The following is a 19,771-nucleotide window of genomic DNA, read 5'->3' as shown; positions in this document are numbered from 1 at the left end:
AGGATTCTGGAACCTATGAAATGGCGTTACCCGACATGGTACCCGATGTCAATTTCCACTGGAAACGGCATAGAGCCATATTTCATCGGAGAAAGCAATGGGGATACATCTGAACACCAAGGGCTTAAAAGTGGTTCCTCAGATGTTTGGTGGGCTTTCCTATAATGAAACGGGTAACTTTGGGGAAAAGGGTAAAAGTTTAATGGTTCAGGTTACACCTGTGGCTGCGGCTAAAGGGGAAAAGATTTTTTCTGCTGGTTGTGCGGCGATTCTGAATCCAGTGTTTTCGAATGAAACCCACCATGAACCGGAGCTTCGGAAAAATTCTTCAATCAAGCTGTGCGAGACATGGAGTACAGGAGACTCCCAAGAAATGCGTTATATTTCGCTCGTGAAGTTGCCAAACAGCGTATTGCTTTCAATCATTGCCTCTTCGCCTTCAAGTCAGTTCAGTGAATTCTTGGAGTCTGTCAGAAATTCTGTTTCAAATATTAGCTTGTTGCGTTAACTCTCCGAAAGGCTTATAGCGGCTACTTTTGGGAAAATGTGAAGGTCCGAGTTGGGGCGGATACTGCCGGTCGTCGGACATTATCCTAATTCTAAGGTCAACCGTTTAATCTGATTCGAGCCACTATCAGGTCTTTCGTCGCGACAGCTATGACGGCGTGACCTTGGTGGTGCCACAAACCTGAGACCCGGTGCGTGGCACCCGATGCCGGACCGATCCGGCCGCTTTTCCATTCAGCCCCTCAGCACGCCTTTTAGCCCTAGCGCCAAAAATTCAACCAGCGCCGCGATGCGCGGCGCAAGCGCTCCCTGTTTGTAGAAGACGGCCCACACGGGCTGGTTCCACGGCAGCGTTTCCGCCTCCAGCACCGGCACCAGCCGGCCGCCGGCCACGTCGCCATGCGTCAGGAAGTCGGCCAGGCAGGCGATGCCGGCGCCGTCCAACGCCAGCTGCCGCACGGTTTCGCCGCTGGAGGCGGCAATCGCGGGCTGCACCGCCAGCCCGTCGCCTCCCGGCTGGGGCAGGGGCCAGATGTTGAGCGTGGCGGGCGCCGTGAAGCCTAGCAGGCGGTGCGCGCCGAGCTGCTGCTGGTTCTGCGGTGTGCCGTGGCGCGCGAGGTAATCGGGTGAAGCCAGTATCCGCAGGCGGCTCGTGCCCAGGCGTCTGGCGTTCAGTGTGGAATCGGCCAGCGGGCCGATACGGATCGCGAGGTCGATCCGCGCTTCGATCAGGTCGACGATGGCTTCACCGCTGACCAGCTCCAGCCGCACCAGCGGATAGGCATCCATGAACGCCGCCATCAATGGCGCGAGCAGATGGATCAGCGCCGGCGTCGCCGCGCTGACCCGCACCAGACCGGAGGGCTGCGACTGGCGGGCGTGCATGTGTTCTTCCGTTTCCTGCAACTGGGCCAGGATGCTTCGCGCCCGCGCCAGCAGCCACGTGCCTTCTTCGGTGAGGTCGAGCCGGCGCGTGGTGCGCGTGATCAGCGTGGTGCCCAGTTGCGCTTCCAGGCGCGATATGGCGCGGCTGATGCCGGACGGCGTTTGCCCGAGCCGGTCGGCCGCAGCGGAGAACGAACCGCTATCTATGACCGAAACGAAGGCAATCAATCCTTCAATATGCAGCATTTGTGATCCTTGGTCAAAGATGTATTGTATCGTCTATGCTTTTTCTTTGACAGCGCAAGCGACACACTGCGAGACATCGTTCATCCACAGCAAAGGAAAACCATGCCTCTCGCACTCTGGGCGCTGACACTCAGCGCGTTCGCCATCGGCACGACGGAATTCGTGATCGTCGGCCTCATTCCCACCATCGCCGCCAGCCTTGGCGTCTCGGTGCCGTCGGCCGGGCTGCTGGTCAGCCTGTACGCTTTGGGCGTCGCCATCGGCGCGCCCGTGCTCACCGCGCTGACCGGCCGCATGCACCGCAAGCACCTGTTGCTGGCCCTGATGGCCTTGTTCACGGCCGGTAACCTGGTCGCGTGGCTGGCGCCCGGCTATCAGGCGCTGATGGTGGCGCGCGTGCTGACCGGCCTCGCGCACGGCGTGTTTTTCTCGATCGGCTCGACCATCGCGACCAGCCTGGTGCCGAAGGAAAAAGCGGCCAGCGCGATCGCGCTGATGTTCACCGGTCTCACTGTGGCGTTGGTGACGGGCGTGCCGCTCGGTACTTTCATCGGCCAGACCTTTGGCTGGCAGACTACCTTCCTGGCTGTGGCCTTGCTCGGCGTGCTCGCCTTTTTCGGTAGCCTGATCCTCGTGCCGGACGATGTCGCCGCCAGCAAGCCCGCGTCGTTGCTGGTGCAGTTGTCCGTGTTGAAGAAGCCGCGCCTGTTGCTGGTGTACGCCATGACCACGCTCGGCTACGGTGGCTCCTTTATCGCGTTCACCTACCTTGCACCCATCCTGCAGGAAGTCTCCGGCTTCTCGGCCGGCAGCGTCAGCCTGGTGATGCTGGTGTATGGCGTATCTGTCGCTTTCGGCAATATCTGGGGCGGCAAGCTGGCCGACCGCAAGGGGCCGATCCGGGCCTTGCAGATCGTGTTCGCCTTGCTGGCGTTGGTGTTGTTCGCGCTGACCTTCACCGCCGCACACGCATGGCTGGCGCTGGCGACCGTGCTGGTGTGGGGCGCCGTCGCCTTCGGCAACGTGCCCGGCCTGCAGGTGTACGTCGTGCAGCGCGCCGAGCGTGACGCGCCGCAGGCTGTCGATGTGGCCTCGGGCTTGAACATCGCCGCGTTCAATGTCGGCATCGCCGGTGGCGCATGGGCCGGTGGCCTGATCGTGGTGCATCTCGGTCTGCTGGCGACGCCGTGGATCGGCGCTCTCGTCGTGCTGGGCGCGCTCGGCCTGACCTGGCTGGCCGGCGCGCTGGACCGCGCAGAGGGCGCCGCCGCACCTGTCGTCACGCGCCGCGCCGCAGCCGGACACTGAACCGGCACATATCGTTTCCGATATCGAAGTTGAATAATAAGTAATTGGAAAGGAATCGTTGCAGCCACTAGTATCAAGCTCGGCATCTGAACCGCGTGCGGTGATACCAGTTCCACGGAACGACGATCCATTTCAAAAACAATTAGGAGACAACGATGAACCAACGCATCCTGACCATGCTGCCGCTGGCGCTAGCCATGACGCTGGCCGGCAACGCCGCCCGCGCCGACGCCGGCCACGACGAGGAAGGCTTCCACGGCTACCTGCGCGCCGGCGTGGGCAGCAGCCATGGCCCGCAAGATTGCTACAGCCTGGGCGGCAACACCATGAAGTACCGCCTCGGCAACGAGTGCGACGCCTATTTCGAAGGCGGCTACACCAAGGAATTCGCCAAGACGCCCGACGGCGTGAGCTTCGTCGGCACGCTGTGGGCCAACGAGTGGAACTCCGGCTCCGACTTCGGCGACTCCAAGCTGGGCCTGGCCAAGGCCTACGTCGAAGCCAAGGGCATCGATGTGCTGAACGGCGGCGTGGCCTGGATCGGTAAGCGCTACTACTACCGTCCGGACATCCACATGCTGGACCTGCAGTTCATCAACCTGAACGGCACCGGCGGCGGTATCGACGGCGTCAAGGCCGGCCCCGGCAAATTCAGCTATGCCGTGTTCAAGGACAACGACAGCGTCACCACCGATGTCACCACGGGCGTGATCACCGACAACAAATCGGCGCTGCGCCAGAACCTGATCTACGAAGGCCTGCCCGTCAATCCGGGCGGCACCATCGACATCGCCACTTCGATCATCACGGCGCAGGGCAAGGACAAGCACAATGGCTGGCAGCTGACGGTGCTGCACAAGCAGGACAAGGTGCTCGGCGGCGGCAACACCTTCGGCATCCAGTACGGCGTGGGCCCCGGCACGGGCATCGGCGTGGGCAACGACCGCATCGGCGCGTCCGGCAGCACCACGCTGGGCAGCGATGTGACCCGCACCCGCGTCTTCAACGACCTGGTGATGCAGCCGACGCCGGAATTCAGCATGGAGTTCGTGGTGCTGGGCCAGCGCGACAAGTCGAACGCGGGCTCCAGCACCTGGACCACGCTGGGCGCGCGCCCCGTGTACGCGCTGAGCGAGCACTTCAAGCTGCAGGCGGAACTGGGCACCCACCGCGTGACGCAGCCGAACGGCGGCGAGACGCTGCGCCTGAACACGATCACCATCGCGCCGACCATCACGGCCGGCAAAGGCTACTGGTCGCGTCCCGAGCTGCGCGCCTTCGTCACCTACGCCAAGTGGAACGACCCGGCCACCGCCGCGCTCAACGCCAGCAACAACGCCGGCCCGACCTTCGGTTCGTCCACCAACGGCACCTCGGTCGGCCTGCAGGTCGAAGCCTGGTTCTAAGACAGGGCAGGGCGCCTCGTCGGTCCGGCATGGATAACGCCGGGCCGGCGCGGCGCCCGCGCATCTTTTGCCATGTTCGCTCTGCGACTCCCCAGCATCACCCGCGCGCCGTTCGGCCAGTTGCCGGACGGGCGCGCGGCCAGCCTGTACACGCTCGATAACGGTTGCGGTCTCACGGTCCGCATCAGCGACTACGGCGGCATCATCACCGCGATCCACGCGCCGGACCGGGATGGCGTGTGCGCCAACGTCACGCTCGGGCATGCGACGCTCGCGCCGTATCTGGACGACCGCGCCTACCTCGGCGCGCTGATCGGCCGCCACGCCAACCGCATCGCGCAGGGCCGCTACCAGTGCGACGGCCAGCCGGTGCAGCTCGACGTCAACGACGGCGCGCACCACCTGCACGGCGGGCGCGCCGGCCTGCACAAGGCCTTGTGGCAGGCCGCGCCCAGCGCGAAGGCCGGCGCGGCGCGGCTGTCGCTCACGCATGTGAGTCCGCATGGCGACCAGGGTTACCCCGGCGATCTGGCGCTGACCGTGCTCTATGAACTCAATCGCGCCAATGAATTGCTGATCCATTTTCGCGCGGAGAGCGACCGGGCCACGCCCGTCAGCCTGACCAGCCACGCCTATTTCAATCTGGCGGGGCAGGGCGATATCCTCGATCAGCGCTTGACGATCGCCGCCGACCATTACACGCCGGTGGACGCCGGCCTGATTCCCACGGGCGCCATCGCCCCGGTCGAACACACGCCGTTCGATTTCCGCGCGCCGCGCGCGGTGGGCGAGCAAATAGGCGCGGCGCACCCGCAACTGGCGCTGGGCCGTGGCTACGACCACAATTTCGTCCTGCGCCCGCGCCCGCACGCCAGCGCCACGCTGGCCGCGCGGCTGCACGATCCCGGCTCGGGCCGGGCGCTGGACTTGTCGTGCACGGCGCCGGGCCTGCAGTTCTACAGCGGGAACTTCCTGACGGGCGGCGCGGGCCAGCACGGCCACCGCACCGGCCTGTGCCTGGAACCGCAGCAGTTCCCGGACAACCCCAACCAACCGGCCTTTCCCAGCGCCATGCTGCGGCCGGGCCAGGTCCATCGCAGCACCATCGCCTACCGCTTCTTCATTCTCGACTGATATCCGTTTCGATATCGAACTGGACGAATAAGTGATTGGATTGTGATGGCTGGCCGCAATACCATCACTCATCGCTGCGCGGACGGTCACGTGTGCCGCGCGCTCAACCAGGAGGAATGCATGTCCGCGACAAAGAAAACCAAGCTGCGCTCGGCCGAGTGGTTCGGCACCCAGGATAAGAATGGCTTCATGTACCGCAGCTGGATGAAAAACCAGGGGATACCCGACCATGAATTCCAGGGCAAGCCCATTATCGGCATCTGCAACACCTGGTCCGAGCTCACCCCCTGCAACGCCCACTTCCGCCAGCTGGCCGATTACGTCAAACGCGGCATCCTGGAGGCGGGCGGCTTCCCGGTCGAATTCCCCGTGTTCTCGAACGGCGAATCGAACCTGCGCCCGACCGCCATGCTGACCCGTAACCTGGCGTCCATGGACGTGGAGGAGTCGATCCGCGGCAATCCGATGGACGCCGTGGTGCTGCTGGTCGGCTGCGACAAGACCACGCCGGCCCTGCTGATGGGCGCGGCCAGCGTGGACCTGCCCACCATCGTCGTCAGCGGCGGCCCGATGTTGAACGGTAAGCTCAATGGCAAGGACATCGGCTCCGGCACCGCCGTGTGGCAGCTGCACGAGCAGGTCAAGGCCGGCACCATCACCATGCACGAGTTCATGCACGCCGAATCGGGCCATTCGCGCTCGGCCGGCACCTGCAACACCATGGGCACGGCGTCCACCATGGCCTGCATGGCCGAGGCGCTGGGCACCAGCCTGCCGCACAACGCCGCCATCCCGGCCGTCGATTCGCGGCGCTACGTGCTGGCCCACATGAGCGGCATCCGCATCGTCGAGATGGTGCATGAGGATCTGCGCCTGTCGAAGGTGCTGAAGCGCGAGAACTTCGAGAACGCGATCCGCGTCAACGCCGCCATCGGTGGCTCCACCAACGCCGTGATCCACCTGAAGGCCATCGCCGGCCGCATCGGCGTCGACCTGGCGCTGGAGGACTGGACCCGCATCGGGCGCGGCATGCCGACCATCGTCGACCTGATGCCATCGGGCCGCTTCCTGATGGAGGAATTCTATTACGCCGGCGGCCTGCCCGGCGCCATCCGCCGCATGGGCGACGGCAAGCTGCTGCCCCATCCCGACGCGCTCACCGTCAACGGCAAGACGCTGTGGGAGAACTGCCAGGACGCGCCCGTGTACGACGATGAGGTGATCCGGCCGCTGGACAAGCCGCTGCTGGACGATGGCGGCATCTGCATTCTGCGCGGCAATCTGGCGCCGCGCGGCGCCGTGCTCAAGCCATCGGCCGCCACGCCGGCGCTGATGCAGCACCGTGGCCGCGCCGTCGTGTTCGAGGACTTCGACCATTACAAGGCCCGCATCATCGATCCGGAATTGGAGGTGGACGCGAACTCCGTGCTGGTGATGAAGAACTGCGGCCCCAAAGGCTACCCCGGCATGGCGGAAGTGGGGAACATGGGCCTGCCGCCCAAGCTGCTGGCGCAAGGCGTGACGGACATGGTGCGCATTTCGGACGCGCGCATGAGCGGCACGGCCTACGGCACCGTGGTGCTGCACGTGGCGCCGGAGGCCATGGCCGGCGGCCCGCTGGGCGTGGTGCGCGACGGCGACTGGATCACGCTCGACTGCGCGGGCGGCATCCTGAACCTCGAAATCAGCGACAGCGCGCTGGCCGAGCGCCTGGCCGAACGGGCCGCGCGCCAGCCTGCGACGGCCAAGAGCGGCTACCAACAACTGTACATCGACCACGTGCTGCAGGCCGACGAGGGCTGCGACTTCGATTTCCTCGTCGGGAACCGGGGTTCGGACGTGCCCAAGCATTCACACTGAGACTAGCGGGAGACACCATGTTACTGGTTCAATTCAAGAATGAAGACGGGGCGCGCCGCGTGGGCGTGCTCGAACACGATACGATCCGCGTGATCGACGGCTACGACAGCACCTACGCGCTGGCCCAGGCCGCGATCCGCGCCAGGCGTGGCCTGGCCGCGCTGGCCGGCGAGGCGGTTGGCACGGCGACCGAGGATTACGCCACGGTGGCGAACACGGGCCGCTTGCTGGCGCCGCTAGACCATGCCGACCCGGCGCACTGCTATGTCACGGGCACCGGCCTGACCCACCTGGGCAGCGCCGACACGCGCGACGCCATGCACAAGAAAATCGGCGGCGCCGTCGAGAACCTGAGCGACAGCATGAAGATGTTCCGCATGGGCGTGGAAGGCGGCAAGCCGCAGCCCGGCGCGGCCGGCGTGCAGCCGGAATGGTTCTACAAGGGCGACGGCTCCATCGTGGCGGCCAGCGGCCAGCCGCTGCGCATGCCCGAATTCGCGCTCGATGGCGGCGAGGAGCCTGAAATCGCCGGCCTGTACGTGATCGGCGACGATGGCCAGCCGTACCGCGTCGGCTACGCGATCGGTAACGAGTTCTCCGATCACGTGACGGAACGCCAGAACTACCTGTACCTGGCCCATTCCAAGCTGCGCGCCTGCGGCCTGGGCCCGGCGCTGCTGGTGGGCGAGCTGCCGCCGCATGTGGAGGGCGAGTCGCGCATCCTGGATAAGGAAGGGCGGGTGCGCTGGCAGAAGGCCTTCGTCAGTGGCGAGCAAAATATGTCGCACACCATCGCCAACCTCGAACACCATCACTTCAAGTACCCGCTGTTCCGCCGCGCGGGCGACGTGCATATCCACTTCTTTGGCACGGCGACCCTGAGCGTGGCCGATAACATCTCTGTTCAGCCGGGCGAGACGTTCGAGATCGAGGCGCCCGTGTTCGGGCCGGCCCTGCGCAACACGCTGGCCACTTACGCGGCCGGCATCGCCAAGGTGGTGCCATTATGACGATCACCGGCGAAGCACTGATCGGCGGCATGGCCGTAAAAGGCAAGGGCCAGCCATTCATGGCCTGGCATGCGGCCGAAGCGCACAGCATGGAACCTGATTTCCACGCGGTGGACGCGGCCCAGATCGACCTCGCATGTCGGTTGGCCGACGCGGCGTTCGATACCTTCCGCGCCAGCAGCGACGCGCAGCGCGCCACGCTGCTGGAAACCATCGGCATGCAGATCGAGGAACTGGGCGACGCGCTGATCGAGCGCGCCTGCGCCGAGAGCGGCCTGCCGCGCGCACGCCTCGAAGGCGAGCGCACGCGCACCATCAACCAGCTCAATCTGTTCGCGGCCCTGCTGCGCGAAGGCGGATGGAATGACGCGGTGATCGACCGCGCGCTGCCGGAACGCACGCCGCCGCGTCCGGACCTGCGGCGCCGCATGATCGGCCTGGGGCCGGTCGCCGTGTTCGGCGCCAGCAATTTCCCGCTGGCGTTCTCGGTGGCGGGCGGCGACACGGCGTCGGCGCTGGCGGCCGGCTGCCCGGTGCTGGTGAAAGCCCATCCGGCCCATCCCGGCACGTCCGAACTGGTGGCGCGCGCCGTGGCCAAGGCGCTGGCGCTGTGCCAGATGCCGGCCGGCGCGTTCGCGCTGCTGACGGGCGCCGGCAACGAGGTGGGGCAGGAACTGGTGCGTCATCCGGCCGTCAAGGCGGTCGGCTTCACCGGTTCGCGCAGCGGCGGTCTGGCGCTGATGGCGCTGGCGGCCGCGCGTCCCCAGCCGATTCCCGTGTACGCGGAAATGAGCAGCATCAACCCCGTGTTCCTGCTGCCGGCCGCGCTGGCGGCCCGCTGCGGCCAGATCGCCACCGATTTCGCGGCCTCGCTCACGATGGGCGTGGGCCAGTTCTGCACCAATCCCGGCCTGCTGTTGGCGCTGGACGGCCCTGACCTGGAACGCTTCGAACTGGCGGCGGCGCTGGCCGTGGCCGAGGGGCGGCCCGCGCCCATGCTCACGCCCGGCATCGCCCAGGCCTACCAGCGCGGCATGCGCCAGTTGGCCGAGCATCCGCAGGTGGCCACGCTGGCCATGACCGGGCAGCACGATGGCAAGGGCGCGCCGGCCCTGTTCCGCACCAGCGCCGACGCCTTCCTGGCCCAGCACGCGCTGGCCGGGGAAGTGTTCGGCCCGGCCGCGTTGCTGGTCGTCTGCCGCGACATGGCGCAGATGCGCCAGGTGGCCGAGAGCCTTGAGGGGCAGCTGACGGCCACGTTGCAGATGGATGACGGCGACCTCGACGCGGCGCGGGCCCTGCTGCCGGTATTGGAGCGCAAGACCGGCCGCATCCTGGCCAACGGCTTCCCCACCGGCGTGGAAGTGGCGGCCGCGATGGTGCATGGCGGGCCGTTCCCGGCCACCTCGGACGGGCGCAGCACCTCGGTCGGCACAGCGGCGATCCAGCGCTTCCTGCGCCCCGTGGCCTACCAGAACCTGCCGCAGGCGTTGCTGCCTTCCGTGCTGCGGGACGATAATGACGCATAAAAGCAATCCGAAAGACTTGGAGACACACATGAATCAATTGGCCACCTACGGCAGCTTGCGCGGCAAGCGCGTGTTCATCACCGGCGGCGGCAGCGGCATCGGCGAAACGCTGGTCGCGGCGTTCGCGGAGCAGGGCGCGCTGGTCGCCTTCGTCGACATCGCGCACGAGGCGAGTGAGGCGCTGTGCCGGCGCGTGGCGCAGGCCGGCCATCCGGCGCCGCGCTTCCGCCACTGCGACATCGCCGACATCGGGGCGCTGCGGCAGGCCATGGCCGAACTGGCCGGCCCGGACGGGGTGGATGGCGACTTCGACATCCTGGTCAACAACGCCGCCAACGACCAGCGCCACCAGACGGCCGACGTGACCCCCGAATACTGGGACCAGCGCATCGCCATCAACCAGCGGCCCATGTTCTTCACCTGCCAGGCCGTGTTCGAGGGCATGAAGCGCAAGGGCGGCGGGTCCATCATCAACATCAGTTCCATCTCGTGGCACATCAAGGGCGCCGGCTATCCCGTGTACACGACGGCCAAGGCGGCCGTGGTGGGGCTCACGCGCGGACTGGCGCGCGAGTACGGCGCGCACGGCATCCGCGTGAACACGGTCACGCCGGGCTGGGTGATGACGGAACGCCAGCTGGCGCTGTGGGTCGACCAGGCGGCCGAGGAGGAAATCAGGAAGAGCCAGTGCCTGCCCGGCAAGCTGCTGCCCGGGCATATCGCTTCCATGACGCTGTTCCTGGCCGCCGATGATGGCGCCATGTGCACGTCCCAGGAATTCATCGTCGACGCCGGCTGGGTCTGAACCCCGCAGCGCCACCGTCCACCCCTTGCCAGCCGGCTGCGCGACCCGCAGCCGGCTTTTTCGCATTCCAGACCAGAGACTGATAATATTTCACTATGGATATCAACCCCAACTGGTTCTTGCAGGCCCGCCTGAAAACCCGGCAGCTGTTGCTGCTGATCGCGCTCGACGAACAGCGCAACATCCACCGCGCCTCGGAGGAGCTGCACATGACGCAGCCGGCCGCCTCCAAGCAGCTCAAGGAGCTGGAGGACATGCTGGGCGTGCAGCTGTTCGAGCGCCTGCCGCGCGGCATGGAGCCCACCATCTACGGCGAAACGATGATCCGCCACGCGCGCATGGCGCTCAACAGCCTGTCGCTGGCGCATGACGACATCGTCGCCGTCAAATCCGGCCTGCAGGGCCAGGTGGAGATCGGCACCATCATGACGCCCGGCCTGGTGCTGCTGCCGCGCGTGCTGACCATGGTGAAGGAGCAGGCGCCCAGGTTGCGCATCGGCGTGCAGATGGAGCAGAGTAACGTGCTGCTCGATCAACTGGAACGGGGGCGGCTCGATTTCATGATCGGCCGCATCCCGGAGCGCGTCAGCGCGGCCGGCCTGCAGTACGAGGAATTGACGGACGAACCGGCGTGCGTGGTGGTGCGGGTCGGCCATCCGCTGCTGGCCGTCGACGGCCTGCAACTGAAGGATATCGCGGACCGGCCGTGGATCCTGCCGCCGCAGGGCAGCATCCTGCGCTCGCGCTGCGACCTGATGTTCCGCCGCGCCGGCCTCACGCCACCCCTGAACGTGATCGACACGACGGCGGTGCTGCTGGTCACGGCCCTGTTGCAGCAGACCGATTCCCTGCATGTGATGCCGATCGCCGTGGCCCGGTATTACGAGTCGCAGAACGTGCTGAGCGTGCTGCCGATCGATCTGCCATGCCGGATGGATGCTTACGGGATCGTGTCGCTGGATGGCCATCTGCCGTCGCCCGGTGCCGAACTGCTGTTGCGCGCCTTGCGTTCAGTGGCGAAGGAGATTTTCTGAGCGGATGAAAAAAAGACCCGGCGAGCGCGCGCTTGCCGGGTCAAGAGGGGAGAAAAACCGTTCCTTACTTGTTCTTGTTGTAGACGTCCACGAACACGGCCGCCAGCAGCACCAGCCCCTTGATCACCTGTTGGTAATCGATGCCGATGCCCATGATCGACATGCCGTTGTTCATCACGCCCATGACGAAGGCGCCGATCACCGCGCCCATCACCTTGCCCACGCCGCCCGAGGCCGAGGCGCCGCCGATGAAGCAGGCCGCGATCACGTCCAGCTCGAAGCCGGTGCCCGCTTTGGGCGTGGCCGTGTTCAAACGGGCGGCGAAGATCAGGCCGGCCAGCGCGGCCAGCACGCCCATGTTGACGAAGGTGGCGAAGCTCACGCGCTCGGTCTTGATGCCCGACAGCCGGCTGGCCTTCTCGTTGCCGCCCACGGCGTACACGCGGCGGCCGATCACGGTGCGGTTGGCGATGAAGGTGTAGGCCATGATCAGCAGCGCCATCACGATCAGCACATTGGGCATGCCCTTGTAGGACGCCAGCAGGTAGCTGAAGTAGACGATGGCGGCGGCCAGCAGCAGGTTGCGGACCAGGAAGAAGGCCAGCGGCTCATCGGACATGCCGCTGCCCACCAGCCGCGCGCGGGCGCGCAGCTTGACGTAGCCCAGTATCACGGCGGCCACCACGCCCAGCAGCAGGGAAGTGAGGCGCAGATCGCCGCCGCCGAACAGTTCGGGGATGAAGCCGGAGCTCAGGTGCTGGAAGCCGTCCGGGAACGGGCCCACCGACTGGCCCTGCAGCAGCGCCAGCGTCAAGCCTTTGAACACCAGCATGCCGGCCAGCGTGACGATGAACGAGGGGATCCTGGCGTAGGCGACGAAATAGCCTTGCGCCGCGCCGATCAGGCCACCCATGACCAGGCACAGGGCGCCGGCCAGCACGTAATTGAGGTTGTAGTTCACGATCAGCACGGCCGCGAACGCCCCGACGAAGCCCACCACCGAACCGACCGACAGGTCGATATGGCCGGCCACGATCACCATCAGCATGCCGAGCGCCATGATGACGACGTAGCTGTTCTGCAGCAGCAGGTTGGTGATGTTGAGCGGCTCCATCAGCGTGCCGTCTGTCATGAACTGGAAGAAGGCCATGATCAGCACCAGCGAGAACAGCATGCCGTACTCGCGCAGGTTGTTCTTGATGAAGCCCAGCGCCGATGCGCCCCGTGGCGGCGCGTGCTGCTGCGCGGCCGTTGCCGCTGGTGCCGCCGGCTCCGCTGGCGCGGCAGGCTTGGCGAGGTTGGCCAGTTCGCCGGCCACGCCGGCTTCGATGTGATTACCCATGTTGCTTGTCTCCGTTTAATACGATGGCGCGCATGATTTTTTCCTGCGTCGCTTCGGCCGCGCTGAATTCGCCCACGCAGCTGCCTTCATTGATGACCATGATGCGGTCGCACATGCCCAGCAGCTCCGGCATCTCCGACGAGATCATGATGATGCTTTTGCCTTCCGCCACCAGCTGGTTGATGATGGTGTAGATCTCGAACTTGGCGCCCACGTCGATGCCGCGGCTCGGCTCATCGAGGATCAGCACGTCCGGCTTCGAGAACAGCCATTTGGCCAGCACCACCTTCTGCTGGTTGCCGCCCGAGAGGTTGAGCGTCTGCTGGAACACGTCGGCGCAGCGGATGCGCAGCTTGCTGCGGAAGTCGTCGGCGACCTTGTATTCGCGCGCCTCGTCGATCACGAGATGGCGCGCCACGCCGTTCAGGTTGGCCAGGCTGGTGTTGCGCTTGATATCGTCCTGCAGCACCAGGCCCAGCGCCTTGCGGTCCTCCGTCACGTAGGCGATGCCGTGGCCGATGGCCTTTTGCACCGTGCTCACGTCGATGGCCGCGCCGTCCTTGAACGCCTGGCCGCTGATCTTCTGGCCGTAGGAGCGGCCGAAGATGCTCATGGCCAGTTCCGTGCGGCCCGCGCCCATCAGGCCGGCGATGCCGAGCACCTCGCCCTTGCGCACCTTGAGATCGATGCCCTTGATGACCTGGCGTTCCGCGTTCTCAGGATGGTGGACGCGCCAGTCGCGCACCTCGAAGCAGGTGTCGCCGATGTTGGGCACGCGGCGCGGATAGCGCTCCGCCATGTCGCGGCCCACCATGTGGCGGATGATGCGGTCCTCGCTGATCTGCTCCGCGCGGCAGTCGAAGCTGTCGACCGTGTTGCCGTCCCGGAGCACGGTGATGCTGTCGGCCACCTTGGCGATTTCGTTGAGCTTGTGCGAAATGAGGATGGAGGCGATGCCTTGCGCCTTCAGTTCCAGCAGCAGCGCCAGCAGGGCGTCGCTGTCGCTTTCGTTCAGGCTGGCCGTGGGCTCGTCCAGGATCAGCAGCTTGACCTGCTTGGACAGCGCCTTGGCGATCTCGATCAGCTGCTGCTTGCCCACGCCGAGCCGGTTGACGGGGGTGTCGGGCGCTTCCTTCAGGCCCACCTTGCGCAGCAGTTCGCGCGTCTTCTCGTGGGCCGTGTGCCAGTCGATGACGCCGTGGCGGCCAGGCTCGTTGCCGAGGAAGATATTCTCGGTGATCGACAGCAGCGGCACCAGCGCCAGTTCCTGGTGGATGATGATGATGCCAGCGTGTTCGCTGTCGGCGATGTCGCGGAAGGCGCGCACCTGGCCCTGATAATGGATGTCGCCGCTGTAGCTGCCGTGCGGGTAGACGCCGCTCAGCACCTTCATCAGCGTGGATTTGCCGGCGCCGTTCTCGCCGACGATGGCGTGGATCTCGCCGTCGCGCACCTTCAGGTTCACGTGGTCGAGCGCTATCACGCCCGGAAAGGTCTTCCTTATCCCGCGCATTTCCAGGATGGTATTGGTCATATTCGTTCTCGGACTGTCTTGCATGAACGCCCCGGCGGCGCTGCACACCGCCGGGGTACGCCGCTTACTTGAACTGCGACTCGCTGTAGTAGCCGCTGCCGCTCACCAGCACCTGTTTCCAGTTGTGGATGTCCACGCTGACCGGCTTGAGCAGGTAGGCCGGCACCACCTTGACGCCGTTGTTGTAGGTCTTGGTGTCGTTGATCGGCGGGGTTTTGCCGTTCAGGACCGCGTCCACCATGTTGGCCGTGACCTTGGCCAGCTCGCGCGTGTCCTTGAAGATGGTCGAGCGCTGCTCGCCGCGCAGGATCGATTTGACCGACGCCACTTCCGCGTCCTGGCCCGTCACCACCGGGAACGGCTGCTTCGGCGTGCCGTAGCCCACGCCCTTGAGCGAGGACAGGATGCCGATGCTCAGGCCATCATACGGCGACAGCACGGCGTCCACGCGGGCCTTGCCGTAGTTGGCGCTCAGCAGATTGTCCATGCGGGCCTGGGCCACGGCGCCGTCCCAGCGCAGGGTCGCCACCTTGTCCATGCCGATCTGCTTGCTGCGCACCACCAGCTTGCCCTGGTCCATGTAGGGCTTGAGCACCGACATGGCGCCGTTGTAGAAGAAGAAGGCGTTGTTGTCGTCGGCCGAGCCGCCGAACAGTTCGATGTTGAACGGGCCCTTGGCGTGTGGCAGGTCCAGCGCCTTTTCGATGTACTGGGCCTGCAGCACGCCGACCTGGAAGTTGTCGAAGGTGGCGTAGTAGTCGACGTTCTTGGAATTGCGGATCAGGCGGTCGTAGGCGATCACCTTGACGCCCTTGTCGGCCGCCTTCTGCAGCGCGCCGGCCAGGGTGGTGCCGTCGATGGCGGCGATCACCAGCACCTTGGCGCCCTTGGTGATCATGTTCTCGATCTGGGCCAGCTGGTTGGGGATGTCGTCCTCGGCGTACTGCAGGTCGGGCTTGTAGCCTTTTTCCTTGAACACCTTGACCATGTTGTCGCCGTCGGCGATCCACCGGGCCGAGGACTTGGTCGGCATCGAGATACCGATCAGGCCTTTGTCTTGCGCGCTGGCGTGGGAGACGGCGCCCAGGGCGCCCACCATCATCAGGGCGGCAAGCATAGTCTTCATCTTCATTCGTAGTCTCCAGATTCTTATAGGTTTGATCATGTGGGCCAGGCGGGATCGCCGGCCTTACGGTTGTCGCGCTTGCGGCGGAATGACACAGGCGGCGATGTGTGGATCATAAATAGTCCACAGCGCATTACTAATGACTTTTTCCGCAAGAACGATATCGAAATGGATATGCGTATGGGCGACAGCTCCGTCCCCGGCGGCTTCCAAGGGAAAAGCACGGGGCCATGGCGTGGGCGGGAAATGGTAGCAGATATCGAAAAAGATATCGGATCTCGAAAATTAGTCATTGGTCAGCCATGGGCGGCGGTCCTAAGATGTGGCTTCTTCCCGCATAGATAAGCAAGCGCGCGCCATGAACATTATCACCATCGATTCCGGAACCACCAACAGCCGCTGCTACCTGTGGCGCCACGGTGCGCTGCTGGCGCAGGCGGCGGTGGAGGTGGGGGTGCGCGACAGCGCCATCAGCGGCAGCAAGGACGCCCTCAAGCACGCCGTGCGCGACATCATCAAGCTCACGCTGGCCCAGGCCGGGCTGGAGGCGTCCGACGTGGGCCTGGTGCTGGCCAGCGGCATGATCACCTCCGGCCTGGGGCTGGTGGAAGTGCCGCACCTGACGGCGCCCGTGGGCCTGGCCGAGCTGGCGCGCGGCATGGTGCGCATGGAGATGCCGGAAGTGTGCGCCCAGCCGATCTGGTTCATCCCCGGCGTGCGCAACCAGAACCACAAGGTCAGCCTGCTCAATCACGAGGCGATGGACATGATGCGCGGCGAGGAGACGGAGACCATCGGCCTGCTGCGCCGCCTGGAATTGAGCGGCCACGCCCTGCTGGTGCTGCCAGGCTCGCACACCAAACTGGTCAGCGTGGACCAGGCGCAGCGCATCACGGGCTGCGCCACCACGCTGTCGGGCGAACTGCTGCAGGCGATCACCCAGCACACCTTGATCAGCCAGTCGCTGGGCGCCCAGTTCGGACGCGAGCTGCGGCCGGAGCTGCTGCTGGCCGGCGCCGCCACGGCCCAGCGCACCGGCCTCGCGCGCGCCTGCTTCAGCGTGCGCACGCTGGCCCAGTTCACCGACCTGCAGCACGACGAGCGCGCCAGCTTCCTGCTCGGCGCCGTGCTGTCGGACGACGTGCTGGCCCTGAAGAACAGCAGCGCGATCCAGATGCGGCCCGACACCACCATCGTCATCTGCGGCAAACCGATGCTGCGCGACGCGCTGGCGCTGCTGATCGAAGACAACGGATTCTTTTACGGCCGGCGCATCGTCGCCACCGACGCGCAGCAGGCCGGCCTGTCCGGCACCGGCGCCATGACGGTGGCGGCGGCGCGCGGGCTGGTGCCGGCCGACGCGGCCCTCGCGCTTTGACCGGCGCCCTCATCCACCTCACCACCAAGACATAAAAATGACCGAGACGAAAAAACGCAAGCTGCGCTCCCAGCACTGGTTCGGCGGCGACGACAAGGATGCCTTCATCCACCGCAGCTGGATGAAGAACCAGGGCATACCGGACGATGCCTTCGACGGCCGGCCCGTGATCGGCATCTGCAACACCTGGTCCGAGCTCACGCCCTGCAACGCCCATTTCCGCGACCTGGCCGAGGCGGTCAAGCGCGGCGTGCTGGAGGCGGGCGGCTTGCCGGTCGAATTCCCCGCCATGTCGCTGGGCGAATCGAATCTGCGGCCCACGGCCATGTTGTTCCGCAACCTGGCCAGCATGGACGTGGAGGAGTCGATCCGCGCCAACCCGCTCGACGGCGTGGTGCTGCTGACCGGCTGCGACAAGACCACGCCGGCGCTGCTGATGGGCGCGGCCAGCGTCGACCTGCCCACCATCGTGCTGTCGGGCGGCCCCATGTTGAGCGGGAACTACCGGGGCAAGCCGATCGGCTCCGGCACCGATGTGTGGAAATTCTCCGAGGACGTGCGCAGCGGCCGCATGACGCAAACCCAGTTCAAGGAGGCCGAATCGTGCATGTCGCGCTCGGCCGGCCACTGCATGACGATGGGCACCGCCTCCACCATGGCGGCCATGGTCGAGGCGCTGGGCGTGGCCTTGCCGGGCAACGCCGCCATCCCCGCCGTCGATTCGCGCCGCAAGCTGCAGGCCCAGATGACGGGCCGCCGCATCGTCGGCATGGTGCACGAGGACCTGCGCCTGTCGCACGTGCTGACCCGCGCCGCGTTCGAGAACGCCATCATGGTCAACGGCGCCATCGGCGGCTCCACCAACGCCGTGGTCCACCTGCTGGCCATCGCGGGGCGCATCGGCGTCGAACTGACGCTGGCCGACTGGGACCGGCTGGGGCGCGACATGCCATGCCTGCTCAACCTGATGCCGTCCGGCCAGTACCTGATGGAGGACTTCTACTACGCCGGCGGCCTGCCCGTGGTGATGCGCGAACTGCTGGGCAAGCTGCACAGCGCGGCCTTCACCGTGACCGGCGCCAGCGTGGCCGACAACGTGGCCGACGCGGAGAACTTCAACCCCGAGGTGATCCACCCGCTGGCCGCGCCGTTCAAGGACGACGGCGGCATCGCCGTCCTCAAGGGCAACCTGGCGCCGCGCGGCGCCATCATCAAGCCGTCGGCCGCCACGCCCGCGCTGATGCGGCACCGGGGCAGGGCGGTGGTGTTCGACAGCATCGAGCACTACAAGCGCCGCATCGACGACCCCGAACTTGAAATCGACGCCGACAGCGTGATGGTGCTGCAGAACTGCGGCCCGAAAGGCTATCCGGGCATGGCCGAAGTGGGCAACATGGGTCTGCCGAAGAAGCTGCTGGCGCAAGGCGTGACGGACATGGTGCGCATCTCGGACGCGCGCATGAGCGGCACCGCCTTCGGCACCGTGGTGCTGCACGTGGCGCCGGAAGCGGCCATGGGCGGGCCGCTGGCGCTGGTGCGCGACGGCGACATGATCGAACTGGACGTGCCCAACCGACGCCTGCACCTGGAGGTGGACGACGCCGAGCTGGCGCGGCGCAAGGAGGCATGGCGCGCGCCGGAAGCGGCCATGCGCGGCGGCTACCAGTCGATGTACACCGAACACGTGCTGCAGGCCGACCAAGGCGTGGACCTCGACTTCCTGGTCGGCTGCCGTGGTTCGGCCGTGCCGCGCGAGTCGCATTGATGGCCGCGCCATTGGCACTGCTGGTGGATGCCGGCGACGAGCTGGGCGAGGGCGTGCTGTGGTGCGAGCGTAGCGCCCGCGTCTTCTGGACCGACATCCACGGCGCACGCCTGCACAGCTACCACCCGGCCACGGGTGAACAACGGCAGTGGGCCTTGCCCGAACGCCTGTGCTGCTTCGCCCTGACCGACGACCCCAACTTGCTGCTGGCCGGCCTGGCCTCGCGGCTCGCGTGGCTGGACCTGCGCGACGCCAGCGTGAGCACCATCGTGGAAGTGGAACCGGATTTGCCGCACACCCGCGTCAACGACGGGCGGTGCGACCGCCAGGGCCGTTTCGTGTTTGGCACGCTGGACGAGCGCGCCGACAAGCAAGCCATCGGCGGCTACTACCGTCTCAATACCGAATTGACGCTGGAACGGCTGCCGCTGCCCGCGTGCGCCATCGCCAACAGCATCTGCTTCGGCCTCGATGGCGACACCATGTACTTCAGCGACACGCTGCGCCAGACCATCATGCGCTGGGACGGCTATGGCAGCGGCGGGCCGGCCCGCACCACCGTGTTCGCCGACCTGCGCGGCAGCGACGCCTGGCCCGACGGCGCCATCATCGACGCCCAAGGCCATCTATGGAACGCCCAGTGGGGCGGCTCGCGCGTGGCGCGCTACGCGCCCGACGGCGCGTTGGTGGCGACCTGGCCGCTGCCCGTCACCCAGCCCAGCTGCCCCTGCCTGGGCGGCGCCGGATACGATCAACTATTCGTCACCACCGCGTGGGAACACCTGGCGCCCGAAGCGCGGGCCGCGCAGCCGATGGCTGGCGGCCTGTTTGGCGCCACGATCGCCGCCGCGCGCGGCGTGCCGGAAGCGCGCTTCGGCGCCTTGCCCTGAACCGCATTGAAC

16 protein-coding genes are annotated in these 19,771 nt (G+C 66.1%); 12 read left to right on the top strand and 4 right to left on the bottom strand.

Going from position 1 to position 19,771, the window contains the following annotated elements; translation table 11 throughout:
• Positions 1-97: 97 nt before the first annotated feature.
• On the top strand, positions 98-508 hold the full coding sequence (locus tag AC1RQG_RS24865) for a hypothetical protein (RefSeq protein ID WP_493135599.1): 411 nt from the start codon (positions 98-100) through the stop codon (positions 506-508).
• Positions 509-741: 233 nt separating this feature from the next.
• Here AC1RQG_RS24865 and AC1RQG_RS24860 read toward each other — a convergent pair whose 3' ends face one another.
• Positions 742-1,638: a LysR substrate-binding domain-containing protein gene (locus AC1RQG_RS24860; protein WP_493135597.1), complete on the bottom strand. Its 897-nt coding sequence runs from the start codon at positions 1,636-1,638 to the stop codon at positions 742-744.
• 102 nt (positions 1,639-1,740) lie between these two features.
• On the opposite strand from AC1RQG_RS24860, the gene AC1RQG_RS24855 reads away from it, so the two are divergent.
• The 8 genes from AC1RQG_RS24855 (at position 1,741) to AC1RQG_RS24820 (ending at position 11,724) form a co-directional block, all read left to right on the top strand.
• Complete coding sequence (locus AC1RQG_RS24855) at positions 1,741-2,946, top strand: MFS transporter (protein ID WP_493135595.1); 1,206 nt, start codon at positions 1,741-1,743, stop codon at positions 2,944-2,946.
• A gap of 155 nt (positions 2,947-3,101) precedes the next feature.
• Positions 3,102-4,352 (top strand): maltoporin, encoded by a 1,251-nt coding sequence (locus tag AC1RQG_RS24850; protein WP_493135592.1) that lies wholly within the window; start codon positions 3,102-3,104, stop codon positions 4,350-4,352.
• 72 nt (positions 4,353-4,424) lie between these two features.
• Positions 4,425-5,486 (top strand): aldose epimerase family protein, encoded by a 1,062-nt coding sequence (locus AC1RQG_RS24845; protein WP_493135589.1) that lies wholly within the window; start codon positions 4,425-4,427, stop codon positions 5,484-5,486.
• A gap of 120 nt (positions 5,487-5,606) precedes the next feature.
• A complete protein-coding gene (locus AC1RQG_RS24840; RefSeq protein WP_493135587.1) occupies positions 5,607-7,346 on the top strand; it encodes an IlvD/Edd family dehydratase in 1,740 nt (579 codons plus the stop codon).
• Between the two features lie 17 nt (positions 7,347-7,363).
• Positions 7,364-8,356: an AraD1 family protein gene (gene araD1, locus AC1RQG_RS24835; protein ID WP_493135585.1), complete on the top strand. Its 993-nt coding sequence runs from the start codon at positions 7,364-7,366 to the stop codon at positions 8,354-8,356.
• The gene (locus AC1RQG_RS24830) at positions 8,353-9,885 is read left to right on the top strand and encodes an aldehyde dehydrogenase (NADP(+)) (RefSeq protein WP_493135583.1); all 1,533 of its coding nucleotides are present in this window, start codon (positions 8,353-8,355) and stop codon (positions 9,883-9,885) included. Before araD1 ends, AC1RQG_RS24830 begins: the two co-directional genes overlap by 4 nt.
• A gap of 28 nt (positions 9,886-9,913) precedes the next feature.
• Positions 9,914-10,690 carry an SDR family NAD(P)-dependent oxidoreductase gene (locus AC1RQG_RS24825; RefSeq protein WP_493135581.1) on the top strand — a complete coding sequence of 259 codons (777 nt, stop codon included), beginning with the start codon at positions 9,914-9,916 and terminating at the stop codon, positions 10,688-10,690.
• A gap of 95 nt (positions 10,691-10,785) precedes the next feature.
• Complete coding sequence (locus tag AC1RQG_RS24820; protein WP_493135579.1) at positions 10,786-11,724, top strand: LysR family transcriptional regulator; 939 nt, start codon at positions 10,786-10,788, stop codon at positions 11,722-11,724.
• A gap of 64 nt (positions 11,725-11,788) precedes the next feature.
• Here AC1RQG_RS24820 and mmsB read toward each other — a convergent pair whose 3' ends face one another.
• The 3 genes from mmsB to chvE all read right to left on the bottom strand — a co-directional run bounded on the left by mmsB (position 11,789) and on the right by chvE (position 15,732).
• Positions 11,789-13,066, bottom strand: a complete 1,278-nt coding sequence (gene mmsB, locus AC1RQG_RS24815) for a multiple monosaccharide ABC transporter permease (protein WP_493135576.1) — start codon at positions 13,064-13,066, stop codon at positions 11,789-11,791.
• Positions 13,059-14,600, bottom strand: coding sequence for a multiple monosaccharide ABC transporter ATP-binding protein (mmsA, locus tag AC1RQG_RS24810; RefSeq protein ID WP_493135573.1), 1,542 nt, complete (start codon positions 14,598-14,600; stop codon positions 13,059-13,061). Before mmsA ends, mmsB begins: the two co-directional genes overlap by 8 nt.
• A 64-nt stretch (positions 14,601-14,664) precedes the next feature.
• A complete protein-coding gene (chvE, locus tag AC1RQG_RS24805) occupies positions 14,665-15,732 on the bottom strand; it encodes a multiple monosaccharide ABC transporter substrate-binding protein (protein WP_493135571.1) in 1,068 nt (355 codons plus the stop codon).
• 352 nt (positions 15,733-16,084) lie between these two features.
• On the opposite strand from chvE, the gene AC1RQG_RS24800 reads away from it, so the two are divergent.
• From AC1RQG_RS24800 to AC1RQG_RS24790, 3 genes are read left to right on the top strand one after another with little or no spacing between them, the layout of a single operon-like run.
• Positions 16,085-17,104 (top strand): 2-dehydro-3-deoxygalactonokinase, encoded by a 1,020-nt coding sequence (locus AC1RQG_RS24800; protein WP_493135568.1) that lies wholly within the window; start codon positions 16,085-16,087, stop codon positions 17,102-17,104.
• 37 nt (positions 17,105-17,141) lie between these two features.
• Positions 17,142-18,869 (top strand): L-arabinonate dehydratase, encoded by a 1,728-nt coding sequence (gene araD / locus AC1RQG_RS24795; protein ID WP_493135566.1) that lies wholly within the window; start codon positions 17,142-17,144, stop codon positions 18,867-18,869.
• Positions 18,869-19,759, top strand: coding sequence for an SMP-30/gluconolactonase/LRE family protein (locus AC1RQG_RS24790; RefSeq protein ID WP_493135564.1), 891 nt, complete (start codon positions 18,869-18,871; stop codon positions 19,757-19,759). Before araD ends, AC1RQG_RS24790 begins: the two co-directional genes overlap by 1 nt.
• Positions 19,760-19,771 lie beyond the last annotated feature (12 nt).

The organism is Rugamonas sp. GW822-FHT03B10 (assembly GCF_058801745.1).
Note: the sequence above shows the minus strand (reverse complement) of the source record. Positions and strands in the feature narration are given on the sequence as shown.